The sequence below is a fragment of the Pseudomonas yamanorum genome, assembly GCF_900105735.1.
In the GTDB taxonomy this organism is placed as follows: Bacteria; Pseudomonadota; Gammaproteobacteria; order Pseudomonadales; family Pseudomonadaceae; genus Aquipseudomonas; species Aquipseudomonas yamanorum.
Genome location: NZ_LT629793.1, coordinates 6,195,653 through 6,213,096, shown reverse-complemented (window position 1 = coordinate 6,213,096; position 17,444 = coordinate 6,195,653). Strand labels below are relative to the sequence as shown.

Below are 17,444 nucleotides of genomic sequence, written 5' to 3'. Positions count from 1 at the left end.
GCACCCGTGACCATGCCCGTACCGGTGCCCCTCGAGCAACGCCCCACCTGGCGTGCGCGAATGGAGTACCTGGGCTATCAAATACGCCGCAGCCCGCTGACCATCGCCGGCCTGACCATCACCTTGATCGTGCTGATCTGCATGGCCTTCGCTCCGTGGCTGGCCAGCCATGATCCCAACGCGTTGAACCTGGCCCAACGCCTGGCCGAGCCCTCCGCCGAACATTGGTTCGGCACTGATGAAGTCGGCCGCGACCTGTTCAGCCGGGTGCTGTACGGCAGCCGCCAGTCGGTGGGCGTCGGCTTGTTCGTGGCGTTTTCCTCGTGCCTGGTGGGCGGGCTGCTGGGCTGCCTGTCGGGGATCATCGGCGGGCGTTTCGACAGCCTGATCATGCGCCTGATGGACATCATGCTGTCGGTGCCGTCCCTGGTGCTGATCATGGCGCTGGCCGCCGCCCTGGGCCCGAGCCTGTTCAACGCGATGCTGGCGATCACCGTGGTGCGCATTCCGTTCTACGTGCGCCTGGCCCGCGGGCAAGCCCTGAGCATTCGCCAGATGGGCTACGTCAAGGCGTCCCAGACCTTCGGCGCCGGGCGCTGGCACATCGTGTCGTGGCACGTGGGCCGCAACGCCATGCCGCCGTTGCTGGTGCAACTGAGCCTGGACATCGGCAGCGCGATCCTGATGGCCTCGGCCCTGGGCTTCATCGGCCTGGGCGCGCAACAGCCCACCGCCGAATGGGGCGCGATGGTTGCCACCGGGCGCAATTTCATTCTCGACAACTGGTGGTACTCGACCTTTCCGGGGCTGGCGATCCTGGTCACCGCGACCGGTTTCAACCTGCTGGGTGACGGTGTTCGTGACCTGCTCGACCCACGGCAACAGGGGAAATGACCATGTCCAGTCCGGCAGTCCTTGCCATCGATAACCTGAGCCTGGAATTCCCGGCTTACCGTAACAACGTCCAGGCACTCAACGGCGTGTCGTTGCACGTCAACCCCGGCGAAGTCGTCGGCGTGGTGGGAGAGTCCGGCTCCGGTAAATCCGTGACCGCCATGCTCAGCCTGCGCCTGCTGCCGGAGCGCAGTTACCGGATCACCGCCGGCAGCTTGCAGATGCTTGGCCGCGACATGCTCGGCGCCAGCGAAAAAGAGCTGTTGCAGATTCGCGGGCGTGACGCGGCGATGATCTTCCAGGAGCCGATGACCGCGCTGAACCCGACCCGGCGCATTGGCCGGCAGATGCTCGACGTGATCATCCATCACCAGCGCCTGAGCAAGGCTGCCGCCCGCGCCAAGGCCATCGCCCTGCTGCGGGACATGCACATCGCCGACCCCGAGCAAGTGCTCGACAGTTACCCTTTCGAACTGTCCGGCGGCATGCGCCAGCGGGTGATGATCGCCCTGGCGTTTTCCTGCGACCCGCAGTTGCTGATCGCCGACGAACCCACCACCGCCCTCGACGTCACCGTGCAACGCCAGGTGCTGTTGCTGCTGCGGGAAAAAGCCCGGGAGCGCGGCACCGCGATCTTGCTGATCACCCACGACATGGCCGTGGTCTCGCAGTTCTGCGACCGGGTCTACGTGATGTACACCGGCGCGGTGGTAGAAGAAGGCCCGACCGCCCAGGTGATGAGCGATCCGCGCCATCCCTACACCCAAGGCCTGCTCAGCGGCTTGCCGGAACAGGTAAAGCCCGGCGACGACCTGCTGACCATCCCCGGCCAGGTGCCCAACCTCGCCGCCCTGCCCTCAGGCTGCACCTTCCGCGAACGCTGCCCCCAGGCAATGAGCCAGTGCATCGAGCGCCCGCGCCTGAACCTGATCAACCCTGTCGGCACCCGCAAAAGCGCGTGCTGGCTGACTGCCGGGGAGTCGGTGTAATGACAGTGCCTCAAGATTCACTGCTGGCCCTGCGGGATGTACGGGTCAAGTTCCCGGTGAAAACCGACTGGCTGGGCCGCCCGCGCGGTTATGCCCACGCCCTCAACGGCATCGACTTGCAGGTGCGCCGAGGGGAAACCCTGGGGATCGTCGGCGAATCCGGCTGCGGTAAAAGCACCCTCGCCCAATTGCTGATGGGCCTGGTCAAGCCCAGCGACGGCGAAGTGAACTGGGTCTACGAAAGCGCCCGGGAACGTCACCGTCATGTACAGATCGTGTTCCAGGACCCGCAATCGTCCCTCGACCCGCGCCTGCCCATCTGGAAAATCATCACCGAGCCGCTGTTCGCACTCGGCGACACGCCCAAGGGTGAAATGCGCACCATCGCCGCCAAGGTCGCCGCCCAAGTGGGCATCCGCGCCGAATACCTGGACCGCTACCCGCACCAGTTTTCCGGTGGCCAGCGACAACGCATCGCCATCGCCCGCGCGCTCGCCTCCAACCCGAGCATCCTGGTGCTGGACGAACCGACCTCGGCCCTGGATATCTCGGTCCAGGCACAAATCCTCAACCTGCTGGCCGAGCTGCAACGCCGGCTGGGGCTGACCTACATCCTGATCTCCCACAACGTGTCCGTGGTGCGGCATATGGCCGACCGGGTGGCGGTGATGTACCTGGGGCAGATTGTGGAACTGGGGTGTGCCGAGCAAGTGCTGGAGCAGCCGAAGCATCCCTACACCCAACTGCTGCTGGAGGCCGTCCCCAAGCTGGGGGTGGCACTGGATGATGCCTACGTCAGTGCGCCCACCGAGTTGCCGGGGAACCGGGTATTGCCGGGCGGGTGCTTTTTCCTGGATCGCTGCCCGCGCCGCACCCAAGGGTGCGAACGGCCGCAGCGATTGACCGGCGGGATGAGTCAGCAAGTGCGGTGTCATCTGGAGCATCCATGAACCGCTCCTGCCGAGGCCTCAGGGTGTAGGTGCCATCCCCAGTGTTGCCGACGCGACACTGGGGACTGCGACTGGACTGCCGCTGGCGACAAAATCCTCTTTGCGCAGCACCACCAATGCAATCAACGACACCGCCCCAGTCGCCACATAAAAGTACCAGGGTGACGTGATGTCGCCGGTGACCTTGATCAGCCAGGTGGAGATCAGCGGCGCACTGCCGCCGAACACCGCCACCGGGATGTTGTACGCCACCGCGATCCCGGTGGAGCGAATGCGCGTGGGCAACAGCTCGCTCATCAACGCGTACGTCGACGAGGCATACAGCCCGAACAGAATCGCCACCGCCATCAGCGGCCAGAAGAACGAGGCCGGCGTGGCCGTGGGCGCCGATTTGAACATCCAGAACATGGCCAGGGTGGCCAGCGTGCCGATCACCAGCAAGAACGGTTTGCGCCCGTATTTGTCGGTGAAGGCACCACCAAACGGCATCACGAATGCCGCCGAGAAGCTGGCGACGAAGACGTAGAGCAAAGTGGTGCCGCTGTCGAACTTGAGGATTTTCGACATGTAGGTCGAGGCGAAGGTCAGCACGAGGTAAAAGATCGAGCTGTGCAGGGTGATGATGAAGAATACCAGGGCGATCGCCCGCTTCCACTGCCAGACTTCACGCAGGGGCGCCTTGGAGGTTTCACCGGCGCGTTGCAGGGCCAGGAACTCGGGGCTGTCTTCCAGCTTCAAGCGGATATACATGGAGATCATGCCCAGTGGCGCGGCGATCAGAAAGGGAATGCGCCATGCCCATTCCTGCATCAAATCAGCGCCCAGGATCCAGGTCATGCCATTGGCGACCGCACCGCCGAGCAACAGGCCGAGCACCGCCGTGACCATCAGCCAGCAAGTGGCAAACCCGCGGCGGCCGGGACCGGCGTATTCAGAGATAAAGCTGGTGACAGTGCCAATCTCGCCGCCGGCCGAGAAGCCCTGCACGCAACGCACCAGGATCAGCAACACCGGCGCGGCGATGCCCAGGGTCGCGTAAGTCGGCAACAGCCCCAGCAGGCAGGTCGAGCCGGTCATCATCACCAGGGCCATGATCAGGGTTTTGCGTCGACCGATCTTGTCCGCCAGCGGTCCGAAAAACAGCCCGCCCAGAGGCCGGATGAAGAAGCTCAGGGCAAATGCCGCAAAGCTCGCCAGCAGGCTGGTGGTGGGGTCGTCGGAGACAAAAAACGCCTGGCCGATGTAGACCGCCAGAAAGCCGTAGACGCCGTAGTCGTACCACTCGATCAAGTGACCGGAAGTGGCACCGAGAAACGCACGGCGCCGCTTGCGGGCCGTGTCTTGCTGTTGAATGCCCATCGATGGGACTCCTTGTCTGATGTCTATCCATGAAAAGTGGGGTCAGTGAGCGGCGGTGATGCTCTGCTGTTTCAGCCACGCCCGCAAGTCGGTCTTGAGGATCTTGCCGTAACTGTTCTTGGGAAGCTCGTCGCGAAACACGTATTTCCTGGGCTTTTTGAACGAAGCCATGCGCTCGATAAACCAGGCACCCAGTAGCTTTTCATCGAGGGTTTGCGCGCCGCGGGTCACCACAAAAGCAACCACCGACTCGCCCCACTGCGCATCGGGCTCGCCAACCACGCACACTTCAAACACATCGGGATGCTGGGCCAAAACCTCTTCCACTTCACGGGGGTAGACGTTGCTGCCACCGGTAATGATGACGTCCTTGGAGCGATCCGTGAGGGTCAGGTAGCCGGCCGAATCGAGAAAACCGATGTCGCCGGTCAAGAGCCAGCCATCCACCAGGGCCTGGCGGGAGGCCGCTTCGTTGCGCCAGTAACCCTGCATGACGGTCGCGCCACGCACGGCAATTTCACCGCGCTGCCCCGCCGGCAGGGGCTGGTGATCGGCGTCCAGGATGCGGATTTCCATACAGGACTGCGCCTGGCCAACGGAGGCCGCCAGGGTCGCCCAGTCCGGGCGCTGCCGGTCGGCGATCAGTGCGCGGGACAGCACGCTGATGGTCATCGGGGTTTCGCCCTGGCCGTAGATCTGCACCAGGCGCGGGCCGAAGGTGTCGACGGCCTCTTGCAGGTCCGCCAGGTACATCGGGCCACCACCGTAGACGATGGTCTTGATCCCTTCCCCGCCATAGCCCTCGCGCCGCGCCTGTTCCACCATCCGCTTGACCATGGTGGGCGCGGCAAACAGCGAGACATTGCCCAGTCCGGCAGCCAGCCCGAACAACTCGCCAGCGTCGAAACCACGGGACTCAGGGACCACGTGCCGTGCACCGCAGCGCACATGGATAAAGTTGTAGAGCCCGGCGCCATGGGACATCGGCGCGGCGTACACCACCGCGTCATCGCCGCTGACCGGGTCAACATCCGTGGGGTAACACAGCGACATGGCAATCAGATTGCCGTGACACAGCATCACCCCCTTGGAACGCCCGGTGGTGCCGGAGGTGTAGAACAGCCACGCCAGGTCCTGATCCGCGCGGCGGCAAGGCTGATCCAGCGCCGGGCCGGCGAACGCGGTCGGCAAGACACGCCCATCCCACTCGATACAGCCTTCAGGCAAAGCCCCGTGCGCAAACACCTGGCCGCCGTCGGTAAAGATCAATCGCGCCTGGGCGTTATCGGTAATCCAGGCCGCTTCCGCCGGGTGCAATTTGCTGTTGATCGGCACTGCTACACCGCCGATCCACCAGATGGCGTAGAGCAGTTCCAGGTACTCGCAGCAATTCTTCATCAGCAGCGCCACATGATCGCCGGGCACCAGGCCGTGCTGGTCGACCAAGGCGGCAGCGCGTTGCCGCACCCGTGCCGTAAAGGTCTCGTAGTCCGCCACCTGGCGAGTCCCTTCGAACAACGCAGGTCGTTGCGGATCACGGCGTTGGGTGTCGTGCAGCCAGTTGGCAATATTCATCTCAGTACCGCCGTGCTTGCAGCACCGAGGCGTAGTTGGCCACGGCCATGCCGCCCATGTTGAACACCAGGCCGAACTCGGGATTGGGCACCGCCAGGCCGATTGCCTCCCCCGTCAGTTGCCGAAATGCCAGGGCATGCATCGACACGCCCGTGGCGCCTACCGGATGCCCCTTGGCCTTGAGCCCGCCGGACAGGTTCACCGGCAAACGCCCTCCCGCCCGCACGGAGCCGTTATCCAGGGCACGATGCCCTTCGCCCTTGGGCGCAAGGCCCATGGCTTCGTAGATCAGCAACTCGGCGATGGTAAAGCAGTCATGCACCTCGGCAAAACTCAGGTCTGCCAGGGTTACATTGGCCCCACGCAACGCCGAGTGGATCGCCCGCTGCGGGCCCTCAAACGCCAGGATGTCGCGCTGGGCGATCGGCAGAAAGTCGTTCACCTGGGTCATTGCCCTGATCTGCACATCACGACGAAACGCCCGGGCCCGCTGGGGCGAGGCCAGGATAATGGCCGCGGCGCCGTCGCTGATCAGCGAGCAGTCCGTCAGGCGCAACGACGGCGCCACCAGCGGATTGCCCTGGGAGACGTTGTTGCAGTATTCGAAATCCATCACCCGGTGCATCTGCGCCAAGGGGTTGGCCATGGCATTGGAGTGGTTCTTGGTGGCGATGGCCGCCATGGATGACAGCGGGCAATGGTAGCGCTCGGCGTATTGGCGGGCCCCCATGCCGAACAGTTGCGGGAAACTCAGGCCCGCCTCGGCCGGGTCATTCTGATAGCCGGCACCGGCCAGCGCGTGGGTCACCTGCGCGGTGGTGTTGTGGGTCATCTTTTCGGCCCCCACCACCAGCACCAGTTCGGCGCTGCCGGACAGGATGGCATTGACCCCCGCCTGAATCGCTGCCGAACCGGATGCGCAGGCATTTTCACAACGGCTGGCAGGCGTGAAACGAAATCCCGGGTCGGCTTGCAGCAGCAACGAGGCGGCGAAACCGTCGGGCACCATCCCCGCGTTGAAATGCCCGAGAAACAACGCGTCGATTTCCGACGCATCAAGGGCGGCATCCGCCAGGGCTTCGCGGGTGACCTGAACGATCAAGTCTTCCAGGGTAGAGCCTTCCAGGCGGCCAAACCGTGAGTGGCCAGCAGCAACAATCGAAACGCAATCAACGGGCATGTGTATTTTCTTCTGTGCTTGGTGCGGACATTCCTTAGAATGACCCACCGAACAGCCCCCTTGCCAGTTCGTGCAACTACTTACATGGATAAGTAGCGTGGGCCGGATACCCCCTGAGGCAGGATGCCCGATGAGCGTTTTCGCACACCAACTCCAAGACATCGAACGCCTGGCGTTCAGAGTGTCCCCGGCCCCACAGCTGATCACCAGCCACCGGGTGATACTCGATTGCAACGAAGCCTTCCTGCAGCTGTTCGGCTACCCGCGTGAAGCACTGCTCAACCAATTGACCCTGTTGATCTACCCCTCCCAGGCCGACTATCACGCCATCGGCAAGCGCAGCCATGACTGGTTGCTCGACAGCAAGAACGGCTCCTACTCCGATGAGCGCTTCATGCAGCACCACAGCGGCGAAGTGTTTTGGGCCAGGTCCCACGGCTACACTTTGACCCCGCACGACCCTTTCAAGCTGATGGTCTGGCACTTCGAGCGCCTCAACCGTACCCACCAGGGCACGGACGACCTGACGCCCCGGGAGCGGGAAATCGCCATGCACATCGTCAACGGGCTCAAGTCCAAGGAAATCGCCCAGCGCCTGGGCATCTCCCACCGCACCGTGGAGGTTCACCGGGCACGCCTGATGAAAAAGTTGCAGGCGAAGACCATTGTCGAGCTGGTATCGAAAATTATCCGGGTGGGCTGAAGCACCTGGCTTGAACCACAGAGGATTACCCCGCCGCCCACACCGGCTGGCGTTCAAACTCCTCGAACAACTCCAGGATCGTCTCCCTGACTTTCTGCACCGCGTTGCTCTGCACCGCCGTGTCCGGCCAGCACAGGGACAGTTCACGGGTGAACAACCGGTGATCGATCCGCGCCAGCTTGAGTTGCTGCTGCTCCAGCTCAACATGGGCCGCCGCCCACGGCAAAATCGTCACCCCCAACCGCGCCTGCACCGCCGAGAACAACAGGTTGGTGGAGTTGGCTTCGAACTCCACCTCAAACGGCAACCCGGCTTCCTGCATGGCGGCCTCGACGCGGCTGCGAATGGTGTTGGGCGCACACGGCAGCACCAGCGGCATATTCGCCAGCGCCTCGATGCTGACGGGCATGTCCGCCAGGGCAAACTCCGGCCACGCCACCAGGTACAGGGTTTCGGTGAGCAAGCGTCGGGACGCCACGCTCCGGGTCGGCACCCCGTCGACAATCACCGCCATCGCCACCCGCCCCACGGTAATCAGCCCACCCAGGTCGGCGCTGGGAGCGTCGATCAGTTCCAGCTTGATCCCCGGATAGCGGCTGCGGATGGTGCGTGCCAGGGGAATCGCGAGCATCCGTGCGGTACTCGATGGCATGCCGACCGAGACCTTGCCCTGGGGATATTCGGCGTCCTGGCGCAGCAGTTCGCGGGTGCCGTCGGCCTGGCGCAACAACTCGATGGCATGCCGGTACAACGTCTGGCCCGCGGCGGTGGGCACCACGCCCTGCACGCTGCGCTCGAGCAGTTGCATGTCCATGTCCCGCTCCAGGTTACGCATCTGCTGGCTGATGGCGGGCTGGGCAATGTGCAGCGCCTCGCTGGCGCGGGTGATGTTGGCGCACTCGACCACTTTGACGAAGTAGCGCAACTGGCGCAGGTCCATGGGAGCCTCCCAAAAAAATCGACTCTATATAAAAATCCGATGGGACCAAAGGAATTTCATATTTGTTGCTTATGTAGGACCGGCATAGATTGATTTCACAATAAACGAAGCGCCTCGCCGCGCTTCTATAGGCCCGATCAGGGTCAATGGGAGGTCGTCATGTCCAAAGCGTTAACCGCATCGGCAACGAGGGTAAAACCCCACAAAACACCGCTGTCCCGCGAGCAGATTCGTGGCTTCTGGGCGGTGTACCTGGGCTGGGTCCTGGATGGTGTGGATTCGGTGATCTTCGCCCTGGTGCTGATTCCCGCCCTGACCGAGTTGCTGCCCAATTCCGGGCTCGCCCCCACGGCGGCGAACATCGCCATGTATGGCTCGATCATGTTCGGCCTGTTCCTGGTGGGCTGGGGCCTGTCGTTTATCTGGGGCCCGCTGGCCGACCGCTTCGGACGGGTCAAGGTGCTGGCCGCGAGCATCCTGGTGTACTCGATTTTTACCGGTGCGGCGGCCTTCTCCGACAACATCTGGCAACTGGCGATTTTCCGCTTGATCGCCGGGATTGGAGTCGGCGGTGAGTGGGCGCTGGCAGGCACTTACGTGGCCGAGAGCTGGCCCGAGGACCGGCGCAAGATGGGCGCCGGGTATCTGCAAACCGGTTACTACCTGGGCTTTTTCATCGCCGCGCTGCTCAATTACACCGTCGGCGCCACTTACGGCTGGCGCGTGATGTTCTTGTGCGGGCTGTTTCCGGCGGTCGTGGCGATCTACACCGCGCTGAAGGTCAAGGAGCCGCAAGCCGTGCGCAGCACACCCAAGGCAGGTGCATCTGCGCCCTGGTGGGAAATTTTCGCCCCGGCCTTTCACCGTCGCACCTTGACCAGCTCGGCCTTGGTCGGGGTGGCAATTGTCGGTCTATGGGCCGGTTCCGTGTATGAAGCCACCGCCGTGGTCACCCTGGCGACCCGCGCCGGTATCGACCACGTGGGCGCCGTGCACCTGGCGTCGATTGGCGCGGCGGTGCTGTCCCTGAGCACCATTCTCGGTTGCCTGGTGGCGCCCTGGTTGGCCGAACAACTCGGTCGGCGAATGGCCCTGGGGATTTATTTCAGCGGCATGGCGGCGTCGATCATCTTTGCTTTTGGCTGGGTGTTTTACCTGGACGATGGCCTGCACCTGTTCATGGTGTCGCTGGTCTTCCTCGGCTTTTTCGGCGGCAATTTCGCGATCTTTTCCCTGTGGTTGCCGGAACAATATCCCACCCGGATCCGCGCCACCGCATTTGCCTTCAACGCGTCGGTGGGGCGTTTCATCGGCGCCGGCGTCAACTTCCTGCTGGCCGCCGCCATTCATTGGTATGGCTCCATCGGCGCGCCGATTGCCTGGACCGCCGCAACCTTTGTACTGGGCGTGCTGATCCTGCCGTTTGCCGTCGAAACCCATCATCAGACATTGCCGCAATAATCCCGACTGGAGAAGCCCATGCAAGCGTTGCAAGGCATCAAGATCATCGACCTCAGTCGCGCCCTCTCGGGACCGTTCTGCACCATGGTGCTGGCGGATTTGGGCGCCGACGTGATCAAGGTAGAGCCCGGGCCGGCCGGCGACATGAGCCGGACCTGGGGCCCGTTCGACCGAGGTACCAGCACCTACTACCTCTCGTGCAACCGCAACAAGCGCGGCCTGTGCGTGGACTTTCGCAACCCCAAGGGCCTGGACACGATCCAGCAGTTGATCGACGACGCCGACGTGGTTATCGAGAACTTCAAGCCCGGCACCCTGGAGAGCATGGGCCTGGGTTATGAGGTGCTCAGCACGCGAAATCCACGATTGATCCTGGGCAGCATCAATGCGTTTGGCAGCGACGGGCCGATGAGCAGTTGGCCGGGGTTCGACCAGATTGCCCAAGGCTATTCCGGGCTGATGAGCCTGACGGGTTTCAACGAGGGCGATCCGACCCGTACCGGCACCGCCATCGGTGACCTGACTTCGGGCATGTGGCTGGTGAGTGCGGTGCTGGCGGCACTGCTGGAACGCGAGCGCACCGGGCGCGGCCAGCACGTCAACACGTCGCTGCTGGCCAGCCTGGTGGGCCTGCTGAGTGTGCACGGCCAGCGTTACCTGAGCCTGGGCGATGTGCCTCGGCGCACCGGTAATGCCCATGCGGTGATTGCACCCTACGGCGTGTTCCAGACCCTGGATGGCCCGTTGAACCTGGCGCCGATCACCTCGGCGATGTGGGGCCGGTTGTGCGTGTTGCTGGACCTGCCCGAGCTGCCGGACGACCCGCGCTTCGCCGGCAACGAAGCCCGGGTGGAACGCCGGGATGAGTTGAAAGCGATCCTGGAAACCCGCCTGAAAACCCGCGGCAAACGTGACTGGACCGAACGCTTTATTGCCGCCGGATTGCCTGCCGGCCCGATCAACACCCTCGACGAAGTGTTCGCCGACCCGCAGGTGCTGCACAGCCAGTTGACCCGCACCCTGAACCATCCCAACCTGGGTGCGTTGCGCCAGGTCGTCACGCCGATCTTCAGCGACGCCGCGCCGACCGAGCTGCAACGACCCCCGCCGCTGCTTGGGGAGCACAGTGTCGAAATCCTCCAGCAAGCCGGTTTCGACCCGGCCTCGATCCAGGCCTTGCTCAACTCCCATGTCATCTTGCAAGCCACGCACCCCGAACACGCCACAGGAGTCGCACCATGACCGTCAACGTTTCCCTCACACTGCTCGACAAGCGTATCGCCCGCCTGGTGTTCAGCAACCCCAGCCAGCGCAATGCCCTCAGCGCGCAACTGCTCAACGGTCTCGACGAAAGCCTGGTCGCCCTCGCCGCCCAGGGCGTCGGCGTGGTGATCCTCGGCGCTGAGGTTGGCCATTCGGTGTGGAGCGCCGGCCACGACATCGGCGAAGTGGCGCACGACCGCGACCCGGTGGCCTACGGCAAGCCGCTGGAGCAAGTGCTGCGGCGCATCCGCGCCTACCCCGGTGTGGTGATCGCGGCGATCTCGGGCTCAGCCTGGGGCGGCGCCGTAGACCTGGCCATGAGCTGCGATATGGTGGTCGCCGACCACAGCGCCAGCTTCGCCATGACCCCGGCCAATATCGGCCTGCCCTACACCACCAGCGGCCTGCTGCGGTTCTTCAACAACCTGCCGATTCACGTGCTCAAGGAAATGTTCTTCTGCGCCCAGAAGCTCGACGCCGAACGCGCCGAACGCTTCGGCGTGATCAACCGCTTGGTGGCCACCGACGCCCTGGAAGCCACCGCCCTGGAGATCGCCCGGGGCATCGCCGCCAAGGCACCGTTGGCAATCCAGGCAGTGAAGGAGCAACTGCGTATCCTCGAAGACCTGCAACCGATGCCGGTACAGGCCATGGAGCAGATCGCCGAACTGCGACGCCAGGCCTGCGAGAGTGCCGACTTCGGCGAAGGGTTGGCGGCGTTTGCCGAACGGCGACCGCCGGTGTTTGAGGGGCGCTGAAGCGTTATTAACAAAATTTTCATGTTTGCGCGGCTATGATCCGCCACCTCGTTGGGGAGTAGCCTGCTTCGGATTCTCGAAGCGTTCGTATCAACATTCTCGGCAACATGCCGTGGTGCGAACACCATTTTGGTTGGTGAGACCAGCGACACATCCATGCCTAAAGTCGGGCGTGTGGTTGTGTCGTTGACTCATATAGCCCGACTGGAAGTCTTACCGTGAACCCCATTTCCCTCATCCTTCTCGCCCTTGCCATGTCCACGGACGCCTTTGCGGCGGCCATCGGCAAAGGTTCCAGCCTGCACAAACCCCGTTTGACCGAAGCCCTGCGGGCCGGTCTGATCTTTGGTGTGATTGAAGCCATCACGCCGATCATCGGCTGGGCTATCGGCCAGGCCGCCACCCGCTGGGTGGAACAGTGGGACCACTGGATCGCCTTTACCCTGCTGGTAGCCTTGGGTCTGCACATGATCTACAACGGCTTGAAGGCCGATGATCCAGAAGAAGAGAAACCGAGCCAGCACTCGTTCATGATTCTTGCCGTGACGGCGTTTGCCACCAGCATTGATGCCCTGGCGGTCGGTGTGGGCCTGGCGTTTGTTGACGTGAATATTCTGGTGGCCGCTGCGGCGATCGGCTTGGCGACCATGACCATGGTGACCATCGGCATGATGCTCGGCCGGGTGTTGGGGACTGTGGTGGGCAAGCGCGCCGAGATGGTCGGCGGCGTGGTGCTGATGCTGGTGGGTGCGACGATTTTGTATGAGCACCTGTCGGTCTGACCGACGCATAACAAATGTGGGAGCTGGCTTGCCTGCGATAGCGGAGTGTCAGTCAGCAACGATGTTGACGGGTACACCGCCATCGCAGGCAAGCCAGCTCCCACACTGGATCTACTGGAACTTATGGAGCGTATTTCAGGCCGCGTGTTTTTCTTTCTTCAAACTCTCGATGTCGATCACAAACCGATACTTCACATCGCCCTTGAGCATGCGCTCGTAGGCTTCATTGATGCTCTGGATGTCGATCATCTCAACGTCCGAGACGATCCCGTGCCTGGCGCAGAAATCCAGCATGTCCTGGGTTTCCTGGATGCCGCCGATCAACGATCCGGCCAGGCTGCGGCGCTTGAAGATCAGGTTGAACACAGTCGGTGACGGGTGTGGGCTGTCCGGCGCGCCTACCAGGGTCATGGTGCCGTCGCGCTTGAGCAGGTTGAGGAAGGCATCGAGGTTGTGGGACGCGGCCACGGTGTTGAGGATGAAGTCCAGGGAGTTGGCAACCTTGGCCATTTCATCCGGGTTCTTCGACACCACTACTTCGTCGGCTCCCAGGCGCAGGCCGTCTTCGCGCTTGTTCGGCGAGGTGGTGAACAGCACCACGTAGGCGCCCATGGCGTGGGCGATTTTCACCGCCATATGCCCCAGGCCACCCAGGCCGACGACGCCGACGCGCTTGCCCGGCCCGACCTTCCAGTGGTGCAGCGGTGAGTAGGTGGTAATGCCTGCACACAGCAGCGGCGCGACCGCCGCCAGGTTGCTCTCGTCGTGGGAGATGCGCAGGACGAACTTCTCCTTGACCACGATATTGTCCGAGTAGCCGCCGAAGGTGTTTTCGCCGCCAAACACCGGGCCGTTGTAAGTGCCGGTGAAGCCGTTTTCACAGTACTGCTCTTCGCCCTCGGCGCAGGATTCGCAGTGTTGGCAACTGTCGACCATGCAGCCGACGCCGGCCAAATCGCCCACCTTGAACTTGCTGACATTGGCGCCCACGGCGGTCACTCGGCCAACGATTTCATGGCCCGGCACCGATGGGTACAAGGTGTTGTGCCATTCGTCGCGCACGGTGTGCAGGTCCGAGTGGCAGACGCCGCAGTAGAGGATGTCGATTTGCACGTCGTCGGCCCCGGGGGCGCGACGTTCGAATGTGAAGGGTTTGAGTGAGTCCTTGGAGTCACGAGCGGCGTAGCTGTAAGTCTTGGCCATTTCGTTCACCTGTTTGTTCAGACGGTTGAAGTCAGTTGACCAGCATAGACGCTGAACCGTTCAACCGAGCACGCCCATACAATCCGCACGGCCGCCCGGCCCCTAAGCTGGCGACTTTTCGATCACGCTGAAAAGTGCTGGAGAATGGGCATGTGCAAGAAAGTGACGACGATATCCCTGGCCTTGACGCTGTTGGGCGCGCAGATGATGGGCAGCGCGTTGGCGGCAACACCGAATGTGGCCGTGGCGCCGCAATACGACACCAGTCACGTCTATGTCGCCCCGGCTGACGTGGACCGCTTTGCCCAGAGTTTCCTCGCCACATTCGGCGGAAAAAGCACGCCCCAGGTGGTGGTGAATGTACTGCCGGTGCCCAGCAGCACCACCTCGCAACTCCTGCAGACACCGGCGGGCACGGTGTCGCTGTTCGGCTTCACCACACCTGTCCCGCACCCGTTCGGCCAGGAGCGCAACGGCTACCTGGTCAAGGACATGGACGTTGCACTCAAGGCTGCCCGGGAAAACGGCGCGGCGGTGATTGTCAGTGATTTTCCCGACCCCATCGGCCGTGATGCGGTAATCCAGTGGCCAGGCGGCGTGAATATGCAGCTCTACTGGCACACCAAGGCCCCGGATTACGCGGCGTTCCAGACCGTTCCGGAGAACCGTGTGTATGTCTCCAACGACCGCGCCGACACGTTCATCAAGTCTTTCGTCGGGTTTTCCCACGGCAAGGTCCTGGCCGATGACAAGCATGCCCCGGCGGTGGATATCGGCCAGGCCAGCGGCAGCTATCGCCGCGTTGACATCGAGTCGCCGTTCGGACGCATGGCGGTGCTGGTCACCAACGGCCAACTGCCCTACCCCTTCGGCCATGAAACCACCGGCTACCAAGTGGCCGACCTGACCGACACGCTGGGCAAAGCCACTGGTTCCGGCGCCAAGGTGCTGGTGCCTGCGTTTGACACTAAGGGCCGGCGCAGCGCGCTGGTGGAATTCCCGGGCGGTTACGTCGCGGAGATTCACCAGCTCAGCGGCGCAAAATGATCCGCGGCACAGGCTGGGGCCTGGCGGTGCTGTGGCCGTTGCTGGCCGGCAGCGCCCACGCTGATGATCAACCGACGCGGCCGGACATCAAAGCCAACCGCTGGCAGGAAGACTGGTCCGTGCTCAAGGACCCGACGCTGCGCACCCAACCCCTGGACAGCCTGAAATACATCCCGCTGTCCAGTGCCAACCCGTTCACTTACCTGTCCCTGGGCGCGACCTTGCGTGAGCGCTTCGAGATGAACGACGCCGCCGGTTTCGGCGCGAAGAACGTGGCCCGTGACCAGTACCTGATCCAGCGTTTCCAGGTACACGCCGACCTGCACCTGGATGAAAACTGGCGGGTGTTCACCCAGTTGGAGGATGCGCGGGCCTATGACAAGACGACGATCGGCGGCGCCGACCAGAACCGCGTCGACCTGCGCCTGGCCTTTGCCGAATACATCAACACCTTCAGTGCCGGTACGTTCAAGGGCCGCGTCGGTCGGCAGGACTTTGCCTTCGACTTGCAGCGCTTTATTTCTTCACGGGACGGACCGAATGTGCGCCAGTCCTTTGATGCGCTATGGGCTGACTGGGAAACCTCGAACTGGCGTTTTATCGGGATCGCCAGCCACCCGGTGCAGTACCAGGACGAGCGACACTTCGACGATAAATCCAACGCTGATGCGCAGTTTCACATGCTGCGGGTCGAGCGGCTGGTAGGTGGCAAAAATGAGCTGTCGGCCTATTACGGGGTGTATGAACGCAGCGATGCCCACTACCTGGACGGCGAAGGCGATGAGAAACGCCAGTTGTTCGACGCCCGGCTGGGGGGCGCAGCCCTGGGGTTCGATTGGGACATTGAAGCCATGCTGCAAGGTGGCTCAGTGGGCCACAAGGATATTCGCGCCTGGGGTGGCGGCAGCCGCGTGGGCTACACCTTCGACAGCCTGGCCTGGACACCGCGCCTGGGGCTGCAGATGGATATCGCCTCGGGCGACCGCCACGCCGGTGACGGCACGGTGGGGACGTTCAACCCGCTGTTCCCCAATGGCTACTACTTTTCCCTGGCGGGTTATACGGGCTACAGCAACCTGATTCACGTCAAGCCGTCGATCACCGTCAAGCCCATCGCCAAGCTCAGCGTTCAGACCGCCGTAGGCCTGCTCTGGCGGCAAACCACCGCAGACGCGGTCTACACTCAGCCCAACCTGCCGGTTGCCGGCACCGCAGGCCAAGGTGAACGCTGGACCGGCGCCTACGCTCAAGTTCGCACCGACTATGGTTTTACCCCCAACCTCACCGGCGCCGTCGAGGCCGTGCACTACGCGGTCGGCCAAACGCTGCGGGATGCGGGCGGCCATGACAGCAATTACCTGGGGGGGGAACTCAAGTTCAGCTGGTAACCCCAACCAAGCACACCCGTACAAGCGCTGCCTGCGCCTGTTCGACAATAGTCAGCCTTTGCCTTCGTACTCACCCAAGGAGTTTCCATGAGCACTTTACTCACCAAAGACGGCACCGAAATCTACTTCAAGGACTGGGGCAGCGGTAAACCCGTGCTGTTCAGCCATGGCTGGCCGCTGGACGCCGACATGTGGGAATACCAGATGGAGTACCTGAGCAGCCGCGGCTACCGCACCATCGCGTTTGACCGCCGTGGTTTTGGCCGCTCGGACCAACCCTGGACCGGTAACGACTACGACACCTTCGCCGACGATATCGCCGAACTGATCAACCATCTGGACCTGCAGGACGTGACGCTGGTGGGCTTTTCCATGGGCGGTGGCGACGTCGCCCGCTATATCGCGCGCCATGGCAGCGCGCGCGTCGCCGGCCTGGTGTTGCTGGGGGCGGTGACGCCGCTGTTCGGCCAGAAACCCGACTACCCGCAAGGTGTTCCCAAGGATGTATTCGACGGCATCAAGGCCGGCCTGCTGAAGGACCGCGCGCAGTTCATTTCCGACTTCAACACACCGTTCTTCGGCATCAACAAGGGCCAGAAAGTCTCCGACGGTGTACTGACCCAGAGCTTGCAGATCGCCCTGCTCGCCTCGCTCAAGTCCACCGTGGATTGCGTCACTGCGTTCTCGGAAACCGACTTCCGTCCAGACATGGCCAAGATCGACGTACCGACGCTGGTCATCCACGGAGACGGCGATCAGATCGTACCGTTCGAAACCACCGGCAAGGTGGCCGCCGAGATGATCAAGGGCGCCGAATTGAAAGTGTACAAGGATGCGCCACACGGCTTCGCGGTCACCCACGCCGAAGCCTTGAACGCAGACCTGCTGGCGTTCCTGAAACGCTGAACCGACTGCATCACGCTGCTACACCTCTTTTTTGGCCGGGCTTGCA

Annotated in this window: 16 protein-coding genes and 1 riboswitch; of the genes, 11 read left to right on the top strand and 5 right to left on the bottom strand. The window is 63.0% G+C overall.

The features are described from left to right. Positions 1 to 12: 12 nt before the first annotated feature. From ddpC to BLU46_RS28980, 3 genes are read left to right on the top strand one after another with little or no spacing between them, the layout of a single operon-like run. Positions 13 to 894 carry a D,D-dipeptide ABC transporter permease gene (ddpC, locus tag BLU46_RS28990; protein WP_032868129.1) on the top strand — a complete coding sequence of 294 codons (882 nt, stop codon included), beginning with the start codon at positions 13 to 15 and terminating at the stop codon, positions 892 to 894. Further along, positions 891 to 1,883 carry an ABC transporter ATP-binding protein gene (locus BLU46_RS28985; RefSeq protein WP_093208668.1) on the top strand — a complete coding sequence of 331 codons (993 nt, stop codon included), beginning with the start codon at positions 891 to 893 and terminating at the stop codon, positions 1,881 to 1,883. The genes ddpC and BLU46_RS28985 overlap by 4 nt, the downstream gene beginning before the upstream one ends. After that, entirely contained in the window at positions 1,883 to 2,833 is a 951-nt protein-coding gene (locus BLU46_RS28980) for an oligopeptide/dipeptide ABC transporter ATP-binding protein (RefSeq protein ID WP_093208665.1), read from the top strand. The genes BLU46_RS28985 and BLU46_RS28980 overlap by 1 nt, the downstream gene beginning before the upstream one ends. A gap of 18 nt (positions 2,834 to 2,851) precedes the next feature. Here the strand turns inward: BLU46_RS28980 and BLU46_RS28975 are convergent, their stop codons facing one another. The 3 genes from BLU46_RS28975 to BLU46_RS28965 are packed head-to-tail and all read right to left on the bottom strand — an operon-like array spanning position 2,852 to position 6,947. Further along, positions 2,852 to 4,192, bottom strand: coding sequence for an MFS transporter (locus BLU46_RS28975; protein WP_093208662.1), 1,341 nt, complete (start codon positions 4,190 to 4,192; stop codon positions 2,852 to 2,854). 42 nt (positions 4,193 to 4,234) lie between these two features. Then, positions 4,235 to 5,767 carry a class I adenylate-forming enzyme family protein gene (locus BLU46_RS28970; RefSeq protein WP_093208658.1) on the bottom strand — a complete coding sequence of 511 codons (1,533 nt, stop codon included), beginning with the start codon at positions 5,765 to 5,767 and terminating at the stop codon, positions 4,235 to 4,237. 1 nt (position 5,768) lies between these two features. Then, complete coding sequence (locus BLU46_RS28965) at positions 5,769 to 6,947, bottom strand: acetyl-CoA acetyltransferase (RefSeq protein ID WP_093208655.1); 1,179 nt, start codon at positions 6,945 to 6,947, stop codon at positions 5,769 to 5,771. A gap of 130 nt (positions 6,948 to 7,077) precedes the next feature. Between BLU46_RS28965 and BLU46_RS28960 the strand changes: the two genes are divergently transcribed. Further along, the gene (locus BLU46_RS28960) at positions 7,078 to 7,650 is read left to right on the top strand and encodes a LuxR C-terminal-related transcriptional regulator (protein ID WP_063029114.1); all 573 of its coding nucleotides are present in this window, start codon (positions 7,078 to 7,080) and stop codon (positions 7,648 to 7,650) included. Positions 7,651 to 7,675: 25 nt separating this feature from the next. Here the strand turns inward: BLU46_RS28960 and BLU46_RS28955 are convergent, their stop codons facing one another. Continuing rightward, a complete protein-coding gene (locus BLU46_RS28955; RefSeq protein WP_017475348.1) occupies positions 7,676 to 8,590 on the bottom strand; it encodes a LysR substrate-binding domain-containing protein in 915 nt (304 codons plus the stop codon). A gap of 159 nt (positions 8,591 to 8,749) precedes the next feature. On the opposite strand from BLU46_RS28955, the gene BLU46_RS28950 reads away from it, so the two are divergent. The 4 genes from BLU46_RS28950 (at position 8,750) to mntP (ending at position 12,854) form a co-directional block, all read left to right on the top strand. Beyond that, positions 8,750 to 10,051 (top strand): MFS transporter, encoded by a 1,302-nt coding sequence (locus BLU46_RS28950; protein WP_093208652.1) that lies wholly within the window; start codon positions 8,750 to 8,752, stop codon positions 10,049 to 10,051. Positions 10,052 to 10,069: 18 nt separating this feature from the next. Then, positions 10,070 to 11,293, top strand: coding sequence for a CaiB/BaiF CoA transferase family protein (locus tag BLU46_RS28945; RefSeq protein ID WP_093208649.1), 1,224 nt, complete (start codon positions 10,070 to 10,072; stop codon positions 11,291 to 11,293). Next, positions 11,290 to 12,072, top strand: a complete 783-nt coding sequence (gene scpB, locus BLU46_RS28940) for a methylmalonyl-CoA decarboxylase (protein WP_063029110.1) — start codon at positions 11,290 to 11,292, stop codon at positions 12,070 to 12,072. The genes BLU46_RS28945 and scpB overlap by 4 nt, the downstream gene beginning before the upstream one ends. Before the next feature lie 40 nt (positions 12,073 to 12,112). Then, positions 12,113 to 12,280, top strand: a riboswitch (yybP-ykoY riboswitch). Positions 12,281 to 12,290: 10 nt separating this feature from the next. Then, complete coding sequence (mntP, locus tag BLU46_RS28935) at positions 12,291 to 12,854, top strand: manganese efflux pump MntP (RefSeq protein ID WP_063029108.1); 564 nt, start codon at positions 12,291 to 12,293, stop codon at positions 12,852 to 12,854. Between the two features lie 135 nt (positions 12,855 to 12,989). On the opposite strand, the gene BLU46_RS28930 is transcribed toward mntP, so the two are convergent. After that, on the bottom strand, positions 12,990 to 14,057 hold the full coding sequence (locus BLU46_RS28930; RefSeq protein ID WP_093208646.1) for an NAD(P)-dependent alcohol dehydrogenase: 1,068 nt from the start codon (positions 14,055 to 14,057) through the stop codon (positions 12,990 to 12,992). Between the two features lie 150 nt (positions 14,058 to 14,207). On the opposite strand from BLU46_RS28930, the gene BLU46_RS28925 reads away from it, so the two are divergent. From BLU46_RS28925 to BLU46_RS28915, 3 genes are all read left to right on the top strand, one after another. Then, a complete protein-coding gene (locus tag BLU46_RS28925; protein ID WP_093208641.1) occupies positions 14,208 to 15,104 on the top strand; it encodes a VOC family protein in 897 nt (298 codons plus the stop codon). Beyond that, the gene (locus tag BLU46_RS28920) at positions 15,101 to 16,492 is read left to right on the top strand and encodes an alginate export family protein (protein ID WP_093208638.1); all 1,392 of its coding nucleotides are present in this window, start codon (positions 15,101 to 15,103) and stop codon (positions 16,490 to 16,492) included. Before BLU46_RS28925 ends, BLU46_RS28920 begins: the two co-directional genes overlap by 4 nt. Before the next feature lie 87 nt (positions 16,493 to 16,579). Beyond that, entirely contained in the window at positions 16,580 to 17,398 is an 819-nt protein-coding gene (locus BLU46_RS28915; protein WP_093208634.1) for an alpha/beta fold hydrolase, read from the top strand. Positions 17,399 to 17,444 lie beyond the last annotated feature (46 nt).